The sequence below is a fragment of the Pseudomonas frederiksbergensis genome, assembly GCF_001874645.1.
Taxonomy (GTDB): domain Bacteria; phylum Pseudomonadota; class Gammaproteobacteria; order Pseudomonadales; family Pseudomonadaceae; genus Aquipseudomonas; species Aquipseudomonas frederiksbergensis_B.
The window spans coordinates 3188593-3205829 of record NZ_CP017886.1 but is presented as its reverse complement, the minus strand read 5'-3'; the positions used below and the strand labels follow the sequence as shown (position 1 = coordinate 3205829).

The following is a 17237-nucleotide window of genomic DNA, read 5'->3' as shown; positions in this document are numbered from 1 at the left end:
CGCCCATCAGACAAATCCCGTGGAACACCTATGGAAGACACCGACTTGCAAGCGCTGATGGCCAGACTCGAGCTGCTGATTACCCGGGTCGAGCAACTTAAGAGCCAAAACGGACTCTTAATAGCTCAGGAAAAGACCTGGCGCGAGGAACGCGCGCACCTCATTGAAAAAAACGAAATCGCCCGGCGTAAGGTCGAATCGATGATTTCGCGCCTCAAGGCCCTGGAGCAAGACTCATGAGTTCAAGCAATAGCGTTACCGTGCAGATCCTCGATAAAGAGTACTCGATCATTTGCCCCCAGGAAGAGCGCAGTAATCTGGTGAGCGCCGCCCGTTATCTGGACGGCAAAATGCGCGAAATCCGCAGCAGCGGCAAAGTCATCGGCGCCGATCGCATCGCCGTGATGGCCGCGCTGAACATCACCCACGATCTGTTGCACACCCGAGAACGTCCTGACGTACAGGCCAGTGGCTCGACCCGCGAGCAGGTGCGTGATCTGCTTGATCGAGTGGATCTGGTGCTCGCCACCGATCCGGATGTCAGCAAGGGCTGATTCCCGAGGGTGGTTGCGGTATACTCGCGCCACTCCCTGGGGTGCTTGCCAGTTGGCGATGTCCCTGAGCCGATTCGCACTACCCTGGAAGTTGCACGTTGGGCTGGTGTGCATGTCCGCTAGACGGAAAGCCTGAAAGCCTACTGCATCTTCCACCTTGAACTTTCGGGTTCAAGGGCTAAGTCGACAGCGGTTCATCCGGGGAGCCTGATTCAAGCCGATGCCAGTTTTTGCTGGCATCGGCTTTTTACGAAGGCGCCAATCGGGTGCCCTCGACACTCGAACAGCCCATGACGATGACCGAACCTGCGCCGCTTTCCCGCCCGCAACTTCGACGCATGCTACGCAAGGCCCGTCGCACTCTGAGCAACAGTGAGCAACGCCAGGCCGCTCGCGGGCTGTATCGGCAATTGGCGCAACATCCACTGTTTCGCCGCGCCAAACACATTTCCCTGTACCTGCCCACCGACGGTGAAATCGACCCGCGCCTGCTGTTGCGCGCCGCCCAACGTCGAGGCAAGGCGACTTACCTGCCAGTACTCAGCGCCTGGCCGCGAACCAAAATGGTCTTTCAGCGCATTCACCCCGGTGAAAAGCTGCGACCTAACCGCTTTCGCATTCTCGAACCACGCGTCAAACAGGCACAGCAACGCAAGGTCTGGGCACTGGATCTGGTGTTGTTGCCGTTGGTCGGTTTTGACGAACACGGTGGACGTCTGGGGATGGGGGGCGGTTTCTACGATCGCAGCCTGGCCTATCTGGCACGCCGAAAAAACTGGCGCAAGCCGACGCTGCTGGGCCTGGCCCATGAATGTCAGAAAGTCGAAAAACTGGATCAAGCGAGCTGGGATGTACCGTTGCAAGGAACGGTGACTGACAGAAAGTGGTATTTCGCGGACTAGACTCAGACGCCACTGCCATCAGCGGCGTCGCTTGCTGCGGTTTTAGCGTTTGTGCGGCTTTAGAGGTTGTGGCTGTTGTTGCGCGACGACGATCGATGCTTCAGTTTTGTTCGCCCACAGGCTTTGCGCATAACCCGTGGTTACGACACCCAGGCCGAACACAATAACTAAAATCCACAGTAAATCCGGTTTGCGTTTCATCGATTGCCCCCCTCAAGGCATGTCGCACACGATGACAGCAACGTACCGAAATAGGCCGTGCTTGCCGCGTCTCGCTTAAAAGTCCGGCATTTTGCGGTAACGTGAAGCGACACGCAAACGCTGGCGTCAACCGACCGTCGGTTTGTCATAAAATTGCCGGGCGACATTCCCGACCACCGCTTTCGGAGCAAAAAAATGGCCTACTGGCTGATGAAATCCGAGCCCGACGAGCTCTCGATCAAAGGCCTGGAGAAGCTCGGCGAAGCCCGCTGGGACGGCGTTCGCAACTATCAGGCACGCAATTTCTTGCGGGCCATGGCGGTCGGCGACGAGTTTTTCTTTTATCACTCCAGCTGCCCCGAACCGGGCATCGCCGGGATCGGGCGAATCATCGAAGCGGCGTATCCGGACCCGACGGCGCTGGAACCCGAAAGTGTTTATTTCGACCCAAAGGCCACGCCTGAGAAAAATGCCTGGAGCGCGATCAACGTCGGTCACGTCGAGACATTTCCTAAAGTGCTGAAGCTCGACTATCTGAAGCAGCAAACGGCACTGGCGCAGATGCCACTGGTGCAGAAAGGCTCACGACTGTCGGTGATGCCGGTGACGGCTGAGCAGTGGGCGGCGGTGTTGGCGCTGGGCTGAAAGAAGCCAAAAGATCGCAGCCTTCGGCAGCTCCTACGGGGGAATACGTGCATCGTAGGAGCCGCAGGCTGCGATCTTTTGGCAATCAACCAGGCAACACGCGACTTATTGAATGATCAGGTTGTTGAACAACAGATCTTCAACCACCGGTTTTCCGGTTTCGTCATTCATCACTTGCTGGGTCTGCTTCAAGGCTTCCTGACGCAATTTCTCTTTCGCTTCGACGTTGTTCATGGCTTCAGTGGTCTGCTGAGAAAACAACGCCACCAGCTGATTACGGATCAACGGCTCGTTGGCCTTCACAGCCTTGACCGCTTCTTCACCGGTTACCCGCAACGCCACGTCGGCCTTGTAGACCTTGAGTTTCGGGGTGCCATCCAGCCCGTAGTTACCCACGAACGGCGGGGTCAGGCTGATATAACTGACTTTCGGCGCCTCACCTTCTTTGGCTTCTTTGGCTTCTTCGGCCATCGCTGCCACAGGCAGAGACAGGGCCAGCATCAACATGATCCACGCTTTCACACTTCGCTCCTTATCCGGTTTGCGGCCTAGCATAACGACCCGCAGCCCAAGCACAAAGCTTATGGCTGACTATCAGGGTCGGGCATGCTCGTTGACCCGTTGACTCACACACCTACACTTATCGGCCATCACTCCCAAAGGAATAGCCCTGATGAAAGCCGTGCTGTGCAAAGCCTTCGGCCCCGCCGAATCGCTGGTGCTGGAAGAAGTCGCCGGTCCTGTCGCCAAGAAGAACGAAATCCTGCTGGACGTGCACGCAGCCGGGGTGAACTTCCCGGACACGCTGATCATCGAGGGCAAGTACCAGTTCAAGCCACCCTTCCCGTTTTCGCCGGGCGGTGAAGCCGCGGGAGTCGTGGGCGCGGTAGGCGAAAAGGTCAGCCACCTCAAGGTCGGTGATCGGGTCATGGCACTGACCGGATGGGGCAGCTTTGCCGAGCAAGTCGCGGTGCCGGGCTACAACGTACTGCCCATCCCCCGGCCATGGACTTCAACACCGCCGCCGCGTTCAGCATGACCTACGGCACCTCGATGCACGCCCTGAAACAACGCGGCAACCTGCAACCGGGGGAAACCCTGCTGGTGCTCGGCGCTGCGGGTGGTGTTGGCCTGGCCGCCGTGGAAATTGGTAAAGCCATGGGCGCCCGGGTCATCGCTGCCGCCAGCAGCGCCGAGAAACTCGCAGTGGCCAAGGCTGCCGGCGCCGATGAACTGATCAACTACAGCGAAGCCAACCTCAAGGACGAAATCAAGCGCCTGACCGACGGCAACGGTGCTGACGTGATCTACGATCCGGTGGGGGGCGATCTGTTCGACCAGGCGATCCGCGCCATTGCCTGGAACGGCCGCCTGCTGGTGGTCGGTTTCGCCAGCGGACGCATCCCGGAACTGCCGGTCAACCTCGCCCTGCTCAAGGGGGCAGCCGTGCTCGGCGTGTTCTGGGGCTCCTTCGCCCAACGCCAGCCACAAGACAACGCCGCGAACTTCCAGCAACTGTTTGGCTGGTTCGCCGAAGGCAAGCTCAGGCCTCTGGTGTCGCAGGTTTACCCGCTGGCTCAGGCCGCCCACGCCATCAATGATCTGAGCCAGCGCAAGGCCGTTGGAAAGGTGGTGGTGCAAGTACGGTGAACAAGACTCCCTGCTACGCTTCGAGTCTGTTTACCCATCACAGGACGGAGAATGAGCATGATGCTGCGCACATTGTTATTGGGGCTGGCCGTTTTACCGACATTGGTGATTTCAACGCAGGCACCGGCAAATCAGAGTGACAAGGCGGCCCAGGGCCTGAGAAATGTCACCGTGCTGATCGTCCGGCACGCAGAAAAACCCGATCAGGGCATGGGACTGAGCCCTCGTGGTGAACAGCGTGCCGAAGCTTATGCGCACTATTTCGACCCGCTGCAGTTGGGCGGCAAGAGCCTGGTGCCGCAACGACTGATTGCCACCAGCGACAGTCAATCCAGCGCACGACCACGGCTGACCCTGACACCGCTGTCGCAGCGTCTGCACATTCCGATCGAGCAACCCTATGCCGATGAAGAAGTCGACAAACTGGTCAAATCGCTGGGCAAGAAGAACCAGGCCCCGGTCGTATTGATCGCCTGGCATCACGGGCATATCGACAATTTGATCGAAGCGTTCGGTGGCGATGGCCAAGCGTTGACCGGGCAGAAATCCTGGCCAGAGGACGTCTATGACTGGCTGATCGTATTGCGCTTCGATGACCAGGGGCAATTGGTCGAATCCCACAGCCAGAAGATCCAGGAACATCTGTTACCCGGAGATGGCAGCTGATTATCCTGATCGCCCCCCCTCCCTTGCACCAGATCCATCCCGATCTGGTGCGCAGAACGCCCTATGCTCTGCCCCTCCCTTCTCTTCCACCTGAGCGACATGTTCATAAGAGAACATGCGTTTGCGTTCACTTCTCTCAATTTCCTGAGCGACAAGCGGTGCTATTTTCGGTAACGAAACTGTAACATTCGCATCCGCAGTCAAAACAAGAAATTTGGAGCTCTTGAATGTTTGCTTTCTTTCGTCCTGCCGCCCATCAGGCTCCATTGCCTGAAGAACACGTAGACAGCACTTACCGGCGCTTGCGCTGGCAAATCTTCGCCGGGATTTTCTTTGGCTACGCCGGTTATTACCTGCTGCGCAAAAACTTCTCTCTGGCCATGCCGTACCTGATCGACGAAGGCTACACCCGTGGCCAACTGGGCCTGGCAATGTCGGCGATTGCGATTGCCTACGGCTTGTCGAAATTTTTGATGGGCCTGGTGTCCGACCGTTCCAACCCGCGCTACTTCCTGCCCTTCGGCTTGCTGGTGTCGGCCGGGGTCATGTTCATTTTCGGTTTCGCACCGTGGGCCACGTCCAGCGTGACCATGATGTTCATCCTGCTGTTCATCAACGGCTGGGCCCAGGGCATGGGTTGGCCGCCGAGCGGCCGGACCATGGTGCACTGGTGGTCGCAGAAGGAACGCGGTGGTGTAGTTTCGGTCTGGAACGTCGCGCATAACGTCGGCGGTGGCCTGATCGGCCCGTTGTTCCTGCTCGGTATGGGCCTGTTCAACGACTGGCACGCGGCGTTCTACGTCCCGGCCGCCGTCGCTTTGCTGGTGGCGGTGTTCGCCTTCATGGTGATGCGTGATACCCCGCAATCGGTAGGTCTGCCGCCCATCGAGAAGTACAAGAACGATTACCCGGAAGGTTACGATGCCAGCCACGAAGACGAATTCAGCGCCAAGGAAATCTTCGTCAAATACGTGCTGCGCAACAAAATGCTCTGGTACATCGCCATGGCCAACGTCTTCGTCTACCTGCTGCGCTACGGCGTGCTGGACTGGGCGCCGACCTACCTGAAGGAAGCCAAACACTTCGACGTAGATAAAACCTCGTGGGCGTATTTCTTCTACGAGTGGGCCGGCATCCCGGGCACGCTGCTGTGCGGCTGGATGTCAGACAAGATCTTCCGAGGCAACCGTGGCCTGACCGGCATGGTGTTCATGGCGTTGGTGACCGTGGCGACGCTGGTTTATTGGCTGAACCCGGCCGGCAACCCGACCGTCGACATGATCGCGCTGTTCTCCATCGGCTTCCTGATCTATGGCCCGGTGATGCTGATCGGTCTGCAAGCACTGGAACTGGCGCCGAAGAAAGCCGCCGGTACGGCTGCGGGTTTCACCGGCCTGTTCGGTTATCTGGGCGGTTCGGTCGCGGCCAGCGCAGCGATGGGCTACACCGTCGACCATTTCGGCTGGGATGGCGGTTTCGTGTTGCTGGTCGGTGCGTGTCTGTTGGCGATGGCTTGCCTCGCACCGACCTTGTGGCACAAGCAAGTCGCCAGTCAGGGTCGTGAAGCACTCGTTTAATGCGCGGCTGATTTACAACGCTTGAGCCGCGCCTCCAGATTCCGGTCTGGCATGGCGTGGCTACGCAGGGCGTGGACGGTCTGCTCGACATAATCGCGAGTGGTGCCGTAACGCCCGCAAGCGCATTCGAACACCTGGCTCAGCACATGGTCCGGCAAGTTGCCGGCATAGCTGGGCAGGTGCCGCTCCAAAACAAACCCCAATGCCTGAACCTGGCTACCGTCTTCGAGGCGGCAATTGAGCCAGTGTGGGCGATAAGACGGCACCGGCATTTCGCGTTGCCAAAGCGCGTATAGCGATGCTTCCAATTGCTCCTCGGGCAACCGATAGGCAAAGCCGCTGCAAGAGCCGCCGCGATCCAGGCCAAACACCAGCCCCGGCATTTCCGGCGTACCGCGGTGCTCGTGGGACCACAGGTACAAACCGCGATGGTAACCGTGCACGCGTCCGCGCACCCGCTCGACTGCCGTGCATTCGGGGCGCCAGATCAATGAACCGTAAGCGAACAACCAGACGGGCCCACCCTTGTGCCGGGCCATGGTGGCCTGCATCGAGCTGAGCAATTGTTCGTGAGTCAGCTGCGCGCCCAGATCGAGCCGCGGAGGGTAAGCCAGATTCAAACAAGTGGATTCAATGGCGGTCATGGCAAAGGGTGTTCAGTCCCACAAGTATTACAGGATGTAAGCAAGATTAACGTAATAGAACATATAGCAGTAAACGTAAAACGAAAAGTGCTAAAGGACGTATGACCCTTCTATATCAAGGACTGCACCCATGAAAGAGCCTGACATATAGCTTAATACTCTTTGGGAAACACCTTAAATACCCGAATGAAATATGCATAAGCCTTGCGTCCGTTCAGAACCAATGGTCACTTAACAGCTCTTTCTGACGTCTTCGTCTGATACCCTGCCGCCCCTTCTTTGAATGCAGGCGTATAGCAGCCTCCACAGGCGTAAGCCGAATGGCTCAATAGAGGTCGCAAGATGAAAAATCTGAGAATTTACGGTCTGCTGTTACTGGCGCTGGCCACCTCGGCGCTGGCAGTAGAAAACCCGACTCAAAAAGACCAGGGTTCCTGGTACCTGCAAACCAGCGTCTTTACCAAACACTATTCGCCAGACCCTGATCACAATAACAACCAGGACTTGATCGGACTTGAACGCGATGAAGCATCCGGCTGGTTGTTTGGCGCAGCGACTTTTCGCAACTCGTTCAGTCAGCGTTCGTACTACGCCTACGCGGGCAAGCGCTACGAAAGTGCCAACTATCCGGTGTATATAAAGCTGACCGGTGGGTTACTCCAGGGTTACAGCGGCGAGTACAAGGACAAGATTCCGCTGAACCACTTCGGCGTAGCGCCCGTGATCATTCCATCACTGGGCGCCCATTACGGCCCGGTGGCCGCCGAACTGGTTCTGCTCGGTTTCAACGCGGCCATGATCACCACCGGCGTACGTTTCTAGTTTGCTTGCGGCCGGGGCGCGTAGGCGAAGACGTCGGCGCGCATCTGGTGCGCGTCCATCCCGGCGTTGACCAAGGCGTCCAGAGTCCCGTAAACCATCGCCGGCGAACCGCTGGCGTACACGTGCAGGGATTTCAGATCGGGGAAATCCTCGCAAACCGCCTCGTGCAACATGCCACAGCGTCCTTCCCAACCGCACAGATCGCTGACGACTTTATGCAGGAACAGGTTGGGCAGCTTCAGCCATTCATCCCAATGTTCGATCTGATAGAAGTCTTCCGGTCGCCGCACGCCCCAGTACAGGTGCACTGGATGCTTGAAGCCCTTGGCCCGGCAATGCTCGATCAGGCTGTGGATCTGCCCCATGCCGGTCCCCGCGGCCATCAACACCAGCGGACAGTCAGGTAACTCGGCCAAATGCGTATCGCCGAAGGGCATTTCGATCCGCACCATGCGATTGCGCTGCAACTGCTCGATCAGGCTCAGTGCACTGGTTTCGCGCGCCAGCACATGAATTTCAAGATCTCGCCCCGAGTGGGGTGCCGAGGCCAACGAGAAGGCAGATTTTTCGCCATTTTCGCGCTCGATCATCAGGTACTGCCCAGCGTGATAGCGCGGCGGCTTGCCGGCCGGCGTGCGCAGTCGAACCCGCCAGGTATCGCCGCCGACGTCCAAGCATTCAGTGACCTGACACGACACACTGCTCACCGGCAGCTCTCCCAGCGCAAGGACGCCATCCCACAATACGATGCAGTCTTCCAGCGGCTCTGCTATGCAAGTGTAGAACTCGCCGTGGTCGCGCACATCGCCGGTCTGTTCGACTCGACCTTCGACCAGCAACGCCGCGCAAACGTGGCAGTTGCCATTACGGCAGCTTTGCGGGCACTCGTAGCCCAGGCGCCGCGCCCCATCAAGAATCCGCTCGCCGGGCAGTATCTCAAGCACTGCTCCGGACGGCTGCAAGGTTACACGCATCAATCTATTCCTAACTGATTCCAGATGGCATCGATCCGGCGTGTCACCGCCTCATCCTTGACGATTACCCGGCCCCACTCGCGGGTGGTTTCACCGGGCCATTTATGCGTGGCATCGAGCCCCATCTTCGAACCCAGGCCGGAAATCGGCGAAGCGAAGTCGAGGTAGTCGATCGGCGTGTTATCGATCATCACCGTATCGCGCTTGGGGTCCATGCGCGTGGTAATGGCCCAGATCACGTCGTTCCAGTCGCGGGCGTTGATATCGTCGTCAGTGACGATAACGAACTTGGTGTACATGAACTGTCGCAAAAACGACCAGACACCGAGCATTACCCGCTTGGCATGGCCGGGGTACTGCTTTTTCATGGTCACAATGGCCATGCGGTACGAGCAGCCTTCGGGCGGCAAGTAGAAGTCGGTGATCTCCGGGAACTGCTTTTGCAGGATCGGCACGAACACTTCATTCAACGCCACCCCCAGAATCGCCGGCTCATCCGGTGGACGGCCGGTGTAGGTGCTGTGGTAGATCGGCTTGATGCGGTGCGTGATGCGCTCGACGGTGAACACCGGGAAGCTGTCGACTTCGTTGTAATAACCGGTGTGGTCGCCGTACGGGCCTTCATCGGCCATTTCGCCTGGATGAATCACACCTTCAAGGATGATCTCGGCGGTGGCCGGCACTTGCAGGTCGTTGCCACGGCACTTCACCAGCTCAGTGCGGTTGCCGCGCAAGAGGCCGGCGAACGCGTACTCGGACAGGCTGTCCGGCACCGGCGTCACCGCACCAAGAATAGTTGCCGGGTCGGCGCCCAACGCCACGGACACCGGGAATGGCTGGCCCGGATGCTTTTCGCACCACTCGCGATAGTCCAGCGCGCCGCCACGATGACTCAACCAACGCATGATGACTTTGTTGCGGCCAATCACCTGCTGGCGATAGATGCCGAGGTTCTGGCGATCCTTGTTCGGGCCTTTGGTGACCGTCAGGCCCCAGGTGATCAGCGGGCCGACGTCGCCGGGCCAGCAGGTCTGCACTGGCAACATCGCCAGGTCGACGTCGTCGCCTTCGATGACCACTTCCTGGCAGACGGCGTCCTTGACGACTTTCGGCGCCATGGCAATGATTTTGCGGAAGATCGGCAGCTTGGACCAGGCGTCTTTCAGACCCTTTGGCGGCTCAGGCTCTTTGAGGAAAGCCAGCAGCTTGCCAATCTCGCGCAACTCGCTGACGGCTTCCGCACCCATGCCCAAGGCCACGCGCTCAGGTGTACCGAACAGGTTGCCGAGCACTGGAATGTCGTAACCGGTAGGGTTTTCGAACAGCAGTGCCGGGCCTTTGGCCCGCAAGGTGCGATCGCAGACCTCGGTCATTTCCAGCACTGGTGACACTGGAACCTGGATGCGCTTGAGTTCGCCGCGCTGTTCCAGGCCGCTGATAAAGTCGCGCAAGTCGCGATACTGCATGCGTAAGCCTCGTTTGGCCGTGGCGTTCGGGGGGCATGAGTTTAGCCTCGAACCCACCCGTTCAGAAGAGTGACCTGGCAAATCATCAAAGGTCAGATAGCAAAAAGCCGGGTTTCCCCGGCTTTTTGTTGAGCCTGATCGATTTACTTGCGTTTCATCGACAGGAAGAACTCATCGTTGGTCTTGGTCTGTTTCAGCTTGTCGACCAGGAACTCGATGGCAGCGACTTCATCCATAGGATGCAGCAACTTGCGCAGGATCCACATGCGCTGCAACTCGTCGTCGGCGGTCAGCAACTCTTCGCGGCGGGTGCCGGAGCGGTTGATGTTGATCGCCGGGAAGACGCGCTTTTCAGCGATCTTGCGATCCAGAGGCAGTTCCATGTTGCCGGTGCCTTTGAACTCTTCGTAGATCACTTCGTCCATCTTCGAGCCGGTTTCAACCAGCGCGGTAGCGATGATGGTCAGCGAGCCGCCTTCTTCGATGTTCCGTGCAGCACCGAAGAAACGCTTTGGTTTCTCCAGGGCGTGGGCATCGACACCACCGGTGAGAACCTTGCCGGAGCTTGGGATCACGGTGTTGTAGGCACGTGCCAGACGGGTGATGGAGTCGAGCAGGATGACCACGTCTTTCTTGTGCTCAACCAGGCGCTTGGCCTTTTCGATCACCATTTCGGCAACCTGCACGTGGCGGGTTGGCGGCTCGTCGAACGTCGAGGCAACCACTTCGCCGCGCACGGTGCGCTGCATTTCGGTGACTTCTTCCGGACGCTCGTCGATCAGCAGCACGATCAGATGAACTTCAGGGTTGTTACGAGCGATGTTGGCAGCAATGTTCTGCAGCATGATCGTCTTGCCCGCTTTTGGCGGGGCAACGATCAGACCGCGCTGGCCTTTACCGATCGGGGCGCACAGGTCGATGACACGACCGGTCAGGTCTTCGGTGGAACCGTTACCGGCTTCCATCTTCATGCGCACGGTCGGGAACAGCGGGGTCAGGTTCTCGAAGAGAATCTTGTTTTTCGCGTTCTCGGGACGATCGTAGTTGATCGTGTCGACCTTGAGCAGTGCGAAATAACGCTCGCCTTCCTTTGGAGGGCGGATCTTGCCAACGATGGTGTCACCGGTGCGCAAGTTGAAGCGACGGATCTGGCTCGGCGAGACGTAGATATCGTCTGGGCCGGCGAGATAGGAGGCGTCTGCAGAGCGGAGAAAGCCGAAGCCGTCCTGGAGAATCTCCAGCACGCCATCACCGGAGATTTCCTCGCCGCTTTTCGCGTGCTTTTTCAGCAAGGAGAAAATCACGTCCTGCTTGCGCGAACGGGCCATATTTTCTATGCCCATCTGTTCGGCCAATTCGAGCAGTTCGGTAATCGGCTTTTGCTTGAGTTCAGTCAGATTCATATAGGAATGACGTAATCATTTATGGAGGGGGGAAATTAAGCTTTTGGCTTAATGAGGCCGCGCCGCAGAGAAGGCGACAGGATCGCGTACTTATTCGAAAAGGAGAGCGTCGGCGACGGCTTGCAGGGGGCGCTGGAGAAACCAGTGCGGGGCCGAATGTAACACCTGAGTTTCGGAGCGTCTAGCCCTGAATAACGAAAAAGCCCCGCTATTTACGGGGCCTTTTGGAGGACTCTTGCAACGACGCTTAGATGTTGGCGTCGAGGAAAGCCGCCAGTTGCGACTTCGACAGCGCGCCGACCTTGGTCGCTTCGACGTTGCCGTTCTTGAACAGCATCAGGGTCGGGATACCACGCACACCGTGCTTGGCCGGGGTTTCCTGGTTTTCGTCGATGTTCAGCTTGGCAACGGTCAGTTTGCCTTTGTAGGTTTCAGCGATTTCGTCCAGAACCGGAGCGATCATCTTGCATGGACCACACCACTCAGCCCAGTAGTCGACCAGTACAGCACCTTCGGCCTTGAGTACGTCAGCTTCGAAGCTAGCGTCGCTAACGTGTTTGATAAGATCGCTGCTCATGGAAGTCTCCAGGTTGTAAGCAAAAAAACGTGGCCCATCATAGCCGCCCTTCCCTCGTTCAGGAAGCCGCAGATGATTGAGTCTCGCTATGGTGGTGCATGACTTTGGGTATAGCTCAAGTCACGCCGCGGCGGGGGTCACGAAGGACACGCCAGTACGCAGGGCCGCGTTGCGCACGTGCTCCTGCATGGCCTTCTGCGCGGCCCCCGAAGCCCGGCGGGCTAGCGCTCGAAGGATCTTGCGGTGTTCTTGCCAGGTTTCCATGGCCCGTTCGGCCCGGATGAACGGTAGTTTCTGGCTCTCCAGTAGGCGCTTGCGCCGCAGGGGGTCGGCCTGCGCCGCAGATGCCCGATCGAGGTGCGACAAACCACTGACTGTTCGGACCAGCAAAATAGACTCACGCCAGTAAATCCGCGGCCTGACGGCCATTTCGCCGGGGGTTGGCATGGGCTGTGCTCTGTCGATTCGCAGACATCACTTGTCGAATCCGGAGATTTGCCATGACCCCGCGTTGTAGCGCCCTGCTCACTGCCCTGTTTGCCAGCCTGATGTTCAGTCAGCTCCCCGCCCACGCCGACGGCCTGGAAGATGTGGTCAAGCGCGGCACGCTCAAGGTCGCCGTACCTCAAGACTTCCCGCCGTTTGGCTCGGTGGGTCCGGACATGAAACCTCGTGGCCTGGACATCGACACCGCTGCACTTCTGGCCGACCAGCTCAAGGTCAAACTCGAACTGACGCCGGTCAACAGCACCAACCGCATTCCGTTCCTGACCACCGGCAAGGTCGACCTGGTGATCTCCAGCCTCGGCAAAAACCCTGAACGCGAGAAGGTCATCGACTTCTCCCGCGCCTATGCGCCTTTCTATCTCGCGGTGTTCGGCCCGCCAGACGTCGCCATCAACGGCCTGGATGACCTCAAGGGCAAAACCATCAGCGTTACCCGTGGCGCCATCGAAGACATCGAGTTGACTGCCGTGGCTCCGCAAGGCGTGACCATCAAGCGCTTCGAAGACAACAACTCGACCGTCGCCGCTTACCTCACAGGCCAGGTCGACCTGATCGCCAGCGGCAACGTGGTGATGGCGACCATCAGTGAGCGCAACCCGAAACGCATTCCAGCGCTGAAAGTGAAGCTCAAGGACTCGCCAGTCTACGTCGGCGTGAACAAGAACGAGCCGGCGCTGCTGGACAAGGTCAACCAGATCCTCGCCGCCGCCAGGACCGATGGCAGCCTCGAGAAAAACTCCCGGACCTGGCTCAAGCAGCCGCTACCGGCCGATCTCTGATTGCCGCTGGACGCCGTTTAGACAAGGAGCCTGATCATGGCTTATCAGTTCGACTTTTTACCGGTGGTGCACAACACCGACCTGTTACTGCGCGGTGCGCTGTTCACCCTTGAACTGACAGCCATCGGCGCGCTGCTCGGGGTTAGTCTGGGGATTGTGGGCGCGGTGGTGCGGGCGTGGAACATCCGTCCGTTTGCCGGGATTTTCGGGGTTTACGTCGAGTTAATCCGCAACACACCGTTTCTGGTGCAACTGTTTTTCATCTTCTTCGGCATGCCGTCGCTGGGCCTGCAAATTACCGAATGGCAGGCCGCCGTGCTGGCGATGGTGATCAACCTCGGTGCCTATTCGACGGAAATCATTCGCGCGGGCATTCAAGCGATCCCGCGCGGCCAGCTGGAAGCCGCGGCGGCGTTGGCGATGAGCCGCTTCGAAGCGTTCCGCCATGTGGTACTGCTGCCGGCGCTGGGCAAGGTCTGGCCGGCCCTGAGCAGCCAGATCATCATTGTCATGCTCGGTTCGGCGGTGTGCTCGCAGATCGCCACGGAAGAACTGAGTTTTGCCGCCAATTTCATTCAGTCGCGCAACTTTCGCGCCTTCGAAACCTACGCCCTGACCACACTGGTCTACCTGTGCATGGCCTTGTTGATCCGCCAACTGCTGAACTGGATGGGGCGGCGGTATCTAGCAAGAAGCAGCGCGAGGAATGGCCAATGAGCGACTTCACGTTCTGGGACATCGTGCGCAACCTGCTCACCGGCCTGCAATGGACCCTGGCGCTGTCGCTGGTGGCGTTTATCGGTGGCGGGCTGATCGGCTTGCTGATCATGACCCTGCGCCTCTCGAAAAACGCTCTGCCCCAGGGTTTCGCCCGCACCTGGATCGAGCTGTTCCAAGGCACGCCGCTGTTGATGCAGCTGTTTCTGGTGTTCTTCGGCGTGGCGCTGCTGGGGATCGAGATTTCGCCGTGGCTGGCAGCGGCGATTGCCCTGACGCTGTTTACCAGCGCTTACCTGGCGGAGATCTGGCGCGGTTGCGTCGACTCGATTGCCAATGGTCAGTGGGAAGCGTCGGCGAGCCTGGCGCTCAATCCCTTTGAACAGCTGCGTTACGTGATCCTGCCGCAAGCCCTGCGTATTGCCGTGGCACCGACCGTGGGCTTCTCGGTGCAGGTGGTCAAAGGCACGGCGGTGACCTCGATCATCGGCTTTACCGAACTCACCAAAACCGGCGGCATGCTCGCCAACGCAACCTTCGAACCCTTCACGGTCTATGGCCTGGTGGCGCTCGGTTACTTTCTGCTCTGCTACCCCTTGTCCCTCAGTGCTCGCTACCTGGAAAGGAGACTGCATGCCTCTGCTTAGAATTTCCGCCTTGCATAAATATTACGGCGATCACCATGTGCTCAAAGGCATCGACCTGAGCATCGACGAAGGCCAGGTGGTGGCGATCATCGGTCGCAGTGGCTCGGGAAAATCGACCCTGTTGCGCACCTTGAACGGCCTGGAGTCGATCAACGACGGGGTGATCGAAGTCGACGGCGAATACCTCGACGCCGCCCGCGCCGACCTGCGCAGCCTGCGACAAAAGGTCGGCATGGTGTTTCAGCAGTTCAACCTGTTCCCACACCTGACTGTGGGTGAGAACGTCATGCTCGCGCCGCAGGTGGTGCAGAAAGTGCCCAAGGCCAAGGCCGCCGAGCTGGCGCGGCAGATGCTGGAGCGAGTCGGGCTCGCCGAGAAGTTCGAGGCGTTCCCGGATCGACTGTCCGGCGGCCAGCAACAGCGTGTCGCGATCGCCCGAGCCTTGGCGATGTCACCGAAAGTGCTGCTGTGCGACGAAATCACCTCGGCGCTCGACCCGGAACTGGTCAACGAGGTGCTGAGCGTGGTCCGGCAACTGGCCAGGGACGGGATGACGCTGATCATGGTCACCCATGAAATGCGTTTCGCCCGCGAAGTCGGCGACAAACTGGTGTTCATGCATCAGGGCAAGGTGCATGAAGTGGGCGATCCGAAAGTGTTGTTTGCCAATCCGCAGACGGCGGAGCTGGCGAATTTCATTGGCACCACCGAAGGCCAGCTGCCGCTTATGTAGGAGCTGCCGAAGGCTGCGATCTTTTCGGCATCCGACACATTGTGCACACAGCCACGAAGATCGCAGGCTGCGCCAGCTCCTACGCACTGAGTCATATCAATGCTTTGGTTCGTGTCCGTTGGCGGCAGCGGTTGATCGTGGCAGGATGTCGAGGTTATCGACCGAGACCCCCTGACCATGCCCCAATCCCAAGCCAAGAATCTGTCCCTGATCGCCGCTATCGACCTGGGCTCGAACAGCTTTCATATGGTCGTGGCCAAGGCCCTCCACAATGAAATCCGTATTCTCGAGCGGCTCGGCGAGAAGGTTCAGTTGGCCGCGGGGATCGACGAAGAGCGCCAACTCACCGAAGAATCCATGCAGCGCGGGCTCGATTGCCTGAAGCGCTTTGCCCAACTGATCAACGGCATGCCACTGGGCGCCGTGCGGATCGTTGGCACCAACGCCCTGCGCGAGGCCCGTAACCGTGGCGAATTTATCCGCCGCGCCGAAGAAATCCTCGGGCACCCGGTAGAAGTCATCTCCGGTCGTGAAGAAGCCCGTTTGATCTACCTTGGCGTCTCCCACACCCTCGCCGACACACCGGGCAAGCGGCTGGTGGCCGACATCGGCGGTGGCAGTACCGAATTCATCATCGGCCAGCGCTTCGAGCCGCTGCTGCGCGAAAGCCTGCAAATGGGCTGCGTGAGCTACACCCAGCGCTATTTCCGCGACGGCAAGATCACCCCGGCCCGTTACGCCCAGGCCTACACTGCGGCGCGGCTGGAGATCATGAGCATTGAACACGCCCTGCACCGCCTGACCTGGGATGAAGCGATTGGCTCCTCGGGCACCATCCGTGCCATCGGCCTGGCGCTGAAGGCTGGCGGCCACGGGGCTGGCGAGGTCAACGCCGAAGGCCTGTCCTGGCTCAAGCGCAAGCTGATCAAACTTGGCGACGTCGAAAAAATCGATTTCGAAGGTATAAAACCGGATCGCCGGGCGATTTTCCCGGCCGGCCTGGCGATTCTCGAAGCCATCTTCGACGCGCTCGAACTGCAACGCATGGATCACTGTGAAGGCGCTCTGCGCGAAGGCGTGCTCTATGACCTGCTGGGCCGTCATCACCACGAAGACGTCCGCGAACGCACCCTCAGCTCGCTCATGGAGCGTTACCACGTCGACGTGGGACAGGCCGACCGAGTTGAACGCAAGGCACTTCACGCGTTCGACCAGGTGGCCGAGGACTGGGATCTGAATGACGGCGTCTGGCGCGAATTGCTGGGCTGGGCGGCCAAGGTCCACGAAGTCGGGCTGGATATCGCCCACTATCAATTCCACAAGCACGGTGCCTACCTGATCGAACACTCCGATCTGGCCGGCTTTTCCCGTGAAGACCAGCTGATGCTGGCGCTACTGGTACGCGGCCACCGCCGCAACATTCCCAAGGACAGGTTTGCCGAGTTCGGCGATGACGGCATCAAGCTGATCCGCCTCTGCGTGTTGCTGCGCTTCGCGATTCTGTTCCATCACATCCGCGGGACCCAAAAGATGCCGCAGGTCACGTTGCAGGCCAACGGCGACAGCCTGGATGTGTCGTTCCCGAAGAACTGGCTGGACGAAAACCAGCTGACCCAGGCCGACTTCGCGCTGGAAGCGGAATGGCTGACCCGCGTCAACTTCGTGCTTAACGTTCACTAACGCTTGCCGACAATCCCGTAGGAGCTGCCGCAGGCTGCGATCTTTTGATCCTGGCGTCCGTCCAGACAACGAATCGTCTGTTGGAAAGATCAA

Annotated in this window: 19 protein-coding genes, 1 other RNA gene and 2 pseudogenes; 14 read left to right on the top strand and 8 right to left on the bottom strand. The window is 59.1% G+C overall.

The annotated features are described in order from the left end of the window. Nucleotides 1-30: 30 nt before the first annotated feature. The 4 genes from BLL42_RS15400 to BLL42_RS15385 all read left to right on the top strand — a co-directional run bounded on the left by BLL42_RS15400 (nt 31) and on the right by BLL42_RS15385 (nt 1456). Entirely contained in the window at nt 31-240 is a 210-nt protein-coding gene (locus BLL42_RS15400) for a TIGR02449 family protein (protein WP_071552863.1), read from the top strand. After that, nucleotides 237-554, top strand: coding sequence for a cell division protein ZapA (locus BLL42_RS15395; protein ID WP_019694181.1), 318 nt, complete (start codon nt 237-239; stop codon nt 552-554). Before BLL42_RS15400 ends, BLL42_RS15395 begins: the two co-directional genes overlap by 4 nt. A 30-nt stretch (nt 555-584) precedes the next feature. After that, a non-coding RNA gene (gene ssrS / locus BLL42_RS15390) (6S RNA) lies at nt 585-763 on the top strand. An 87-nt stretch (nt 764-850) separates the two neighbouring features. Further along, nucleotides 851-1456 (top strand): 5-formyltetrahydrofolate cyclo-ligase, encoded by a 606-nt coding sequence (locus tag BLL42_RS15385; protein WP_071555770.1) that lies wholly within the window; start codon nt 851-853, stop codon nt 1454-1456. 42 nt (nt 1457-1498) lie between these two features. Here BLL42_RS15385 and BLL42_RS30210 read toward each other — a convergent pair whose 3' ends face one another. After that, a complete protein-coding gene (locus BLL42_RS30210; RefSeq protein ID WP_167368540.1) occupies nt 1499-1657 on the bottom strand; it encodes a hypothetical protein in 159 nt (52 codons plus the stop codon). 195 nt (nt 1658-1852) lie between these two features. Between BLL42_RS30210 and BLL42_RS15380 the strand changes: the two genes are divergently transcribed. Then, nucleotides 1853-2302, top strand: coding sequence for an EVE domain-containing protein (locus BLL42_RS15380; protein ID WP_071552862.1), 450 nt, complete (start codon nt 1853-1855; stop codon nt 2300-2302). 105 nt (nt 2303-2407) lie between these two features. Here BLL42_RS15380 and BLL42_RS15375 read toward each other — a convergent pair whose 3' ends face one another. Further along, nucleotides 2408-2824 carry a flagellar basal body-associated protein FliL gene (locus tag BLL42_RS15375; protein ID WP_071552861.1) on the bottom strand — a complete coding sequence of 139 codons (417 nt, stop codon included), beginning with the start codon at nt 2822-2824 and terminating at the stop codon, nt 2408-2410. A gap of 151 nt (nt 2825-2975) precedes the next feature. Here BLL42_RS15375 and BLL42_RS15370 point away from each other — a divergent pair. The 3 genes and pseudogenes from BLL42_RS15370 to glpT all read left to right on the top strand — a co-directional run bounded on the left by BLL42_RS15370 (nt 2976) and on the right by glpT (nt 6195). Then, nucleotides 2976-3952: pseudogene (locus BLL42_RS15370) on the top strand (NADPH:quinone oxidoreductase family protein). 51 nt (nt 3953-4003) lie between these two features. After that, a complete protein-coding gene (locus tag BLL42_RS15365) occupies nt 4004-4618 on the top strand; it encodes a flagellar basal body-associated protein FliL (protein ID WP_071552860.1) in 615 nt (204 codons plus the stop codon). A gap of 227 nt (nt 4619-4845) precedes the next feature. Beyond that, nucleotides 4846-6195 (top strand): glycerol-3-phosphate transporter, encoded by a 1350-nt coding sequence (gene glpT, locus BLL42_RS15360; RefSeq protein WP_071552859.1) that lies wholly within the window; start codon nt 4846-4848, stop codon nt 6193-6195. Here the strand turns inward: glpT and BLL42_RS15355 are convergent. Continuing rightward, nucleotides 6192-6839 carry a gamma-glutamylcyclotransferase gene (locus BLL42_RS15355; RefSeq protein ID WP_071552858.1) on the bottom strand — a complete coding sequence of 216 codons (648 nt, stop codon included), beginning with the start codon at nt 6837-6839 and terminating at the stop codon, nt 6192-6194. The genes glpT and BLL42_RS15355 overlap by 4 nt on opposite strands. Before the next feature lie 342 nt (nt 6840-7181). Between BLL42_RS15355 and BLL42_RS15350 the strand changes: the two genes are divergently transcribed. Then, the gene (locus tag BLL42_RS15350) at nt 7182-7661 is read left to right on the top strand and encodes a sn-glycerol-3-phosphate transporter (RefSeq protein ID WP_071552857.1); all 480 of its coding nucleotides are present in this window, start codon (nt 7182-7184) and stop codon (nt 7659-7661) included. Here BLL42_RS15350 and BLL42_RS15345 read toward each other — a convergent pair. From BLL42_RS15345 to BLL42_RS30785, 5 genes and pseudogenes are all read right to left on the bottom strand, one after another. Then, entirely contained in the window at nt 7658-8635 is a 978-nt protein-coding gene (locus BLL42_RS15345; RefSeq protein ID WP_071552856.1) for a CDP-6-deoxy-delta-3,4-glucoseen reductase, read from the bottom strand. The two genes, BLL42_RS15350 and BLL42_RS15345, sit on opposite strands and share 4 nt — an antisense overlap. Beyond that, a complete protein-coding gene (ubiD, locus tag BLL42_RS15340) occupies nt 8635-10101 on the bottom strand; it encodes a 4-hydroxy-3-polyprenylbenzoate decarboxylase (RefSeq protein ID WP_054594581.1) in 1467 nt (488 codons plus the stop codon). The genes BLL42_RS15345 and ubiD overlap by 1 nt, the downstream gene beginning before the upstream one ends. Before the next feature lie 143 nt (nt 10102-10244). After that, nucleotides 10245-11504: a transcription termination factor Rho gene (gene rho, locus BLL42_RS15335; protein WP_019694195.1), complete on the bottom strand. Its 1260-nt coding sequence runs from the start codon at nt 11502-11504 to the stop codon at nt 10245-10247. A gap of 247 nt (nt 11505-11751) precedes the next feature. Then, complete coding sequence (trxA, locus tag BLL42_RS15330; protein WP_003206727.1) at nt 11752-12081, bottom strand: thioredoxin TrxA; 330 nt, start codon at nt 12079-12081, stop codon at nt 11752-11754. Between the two features lie 120 nt (nt 12082-12201). After that, a pseudogene (locus BLL42_RS30785) lies at nt 12202-12513 on the bottom strand (FCD domain-containing protein); the annotation flags it as partial. 68 nt (nt 12514-12581) lie between these two features. Between BLL42_RS30785 and BLL42_RS15320 the strand changes: the two are divergent. From BLL42_RS15320 to ppx, 5 genes are all read left to right on the top strand, one after another. Then, a complete protein-coding gene (locus tag BLL42_RS15320; protein WP_071552855.1) occupies nt 12582-13367 on the top strand; it encodes a transporter substrate-binding domain-containing protein in 786 nt (261 codons plus the stop codon). Nucleotides 13368-13403: 36 nt separating this feature from the next. Next, nucleotides 13404-14084 (top strand): amino acid ABC transporter permease, encoded by a 681-nt coding sequence (locus tag BLL42_RS15315; RefSeq protein ID WP_071552854.1) that lies wholly within the window; start codon nt 13404-13406, stop codon nt 14082-14084. Continuing rightward, nucleotides 14081-14731 carry an amino acid ABC transporter permease gene (locus BLL42_RS15310; protein WP_071552853.1) on the top strand — a complete coding sequence of 217 codons (651 nt, stop codon included), beginning with the start codon at nt 14081-14083 and terminating at the stop codon, nt 14729-14731. Before BLL42_RS15315 ends, BLL42_RS15310 begins: the two co-directional genes overlap by 4 nt. Next, complete coding sequence (locus tag BLL42_RS15305) at nt 14718-15464, top strand: amino acid ABC transporter ATP-binding protein (protein ID WP_071552852.1); 747 nt, start codon at nt 14718-14720, stop codon at nt 15462-15464. Before BLL42_RS15310 ends, BLL42_RS15305 begins: the two co-directional genes overlap by 14 nt. A gap of 177 nt (nt 15465-15641) precedes the next feature. Continuing rightward, complete coding sequence (ppx, locus tag BLL42_RS15300; protein WP_071552851.1) at nt 15642-17144, top strand: exopolyphosphatase; 1503 nt, start codon at nt 15642-15644, stop codon at nt 17142-17144. Nucleotides 17145-17237: the final 93 nt, after the last annotated feature.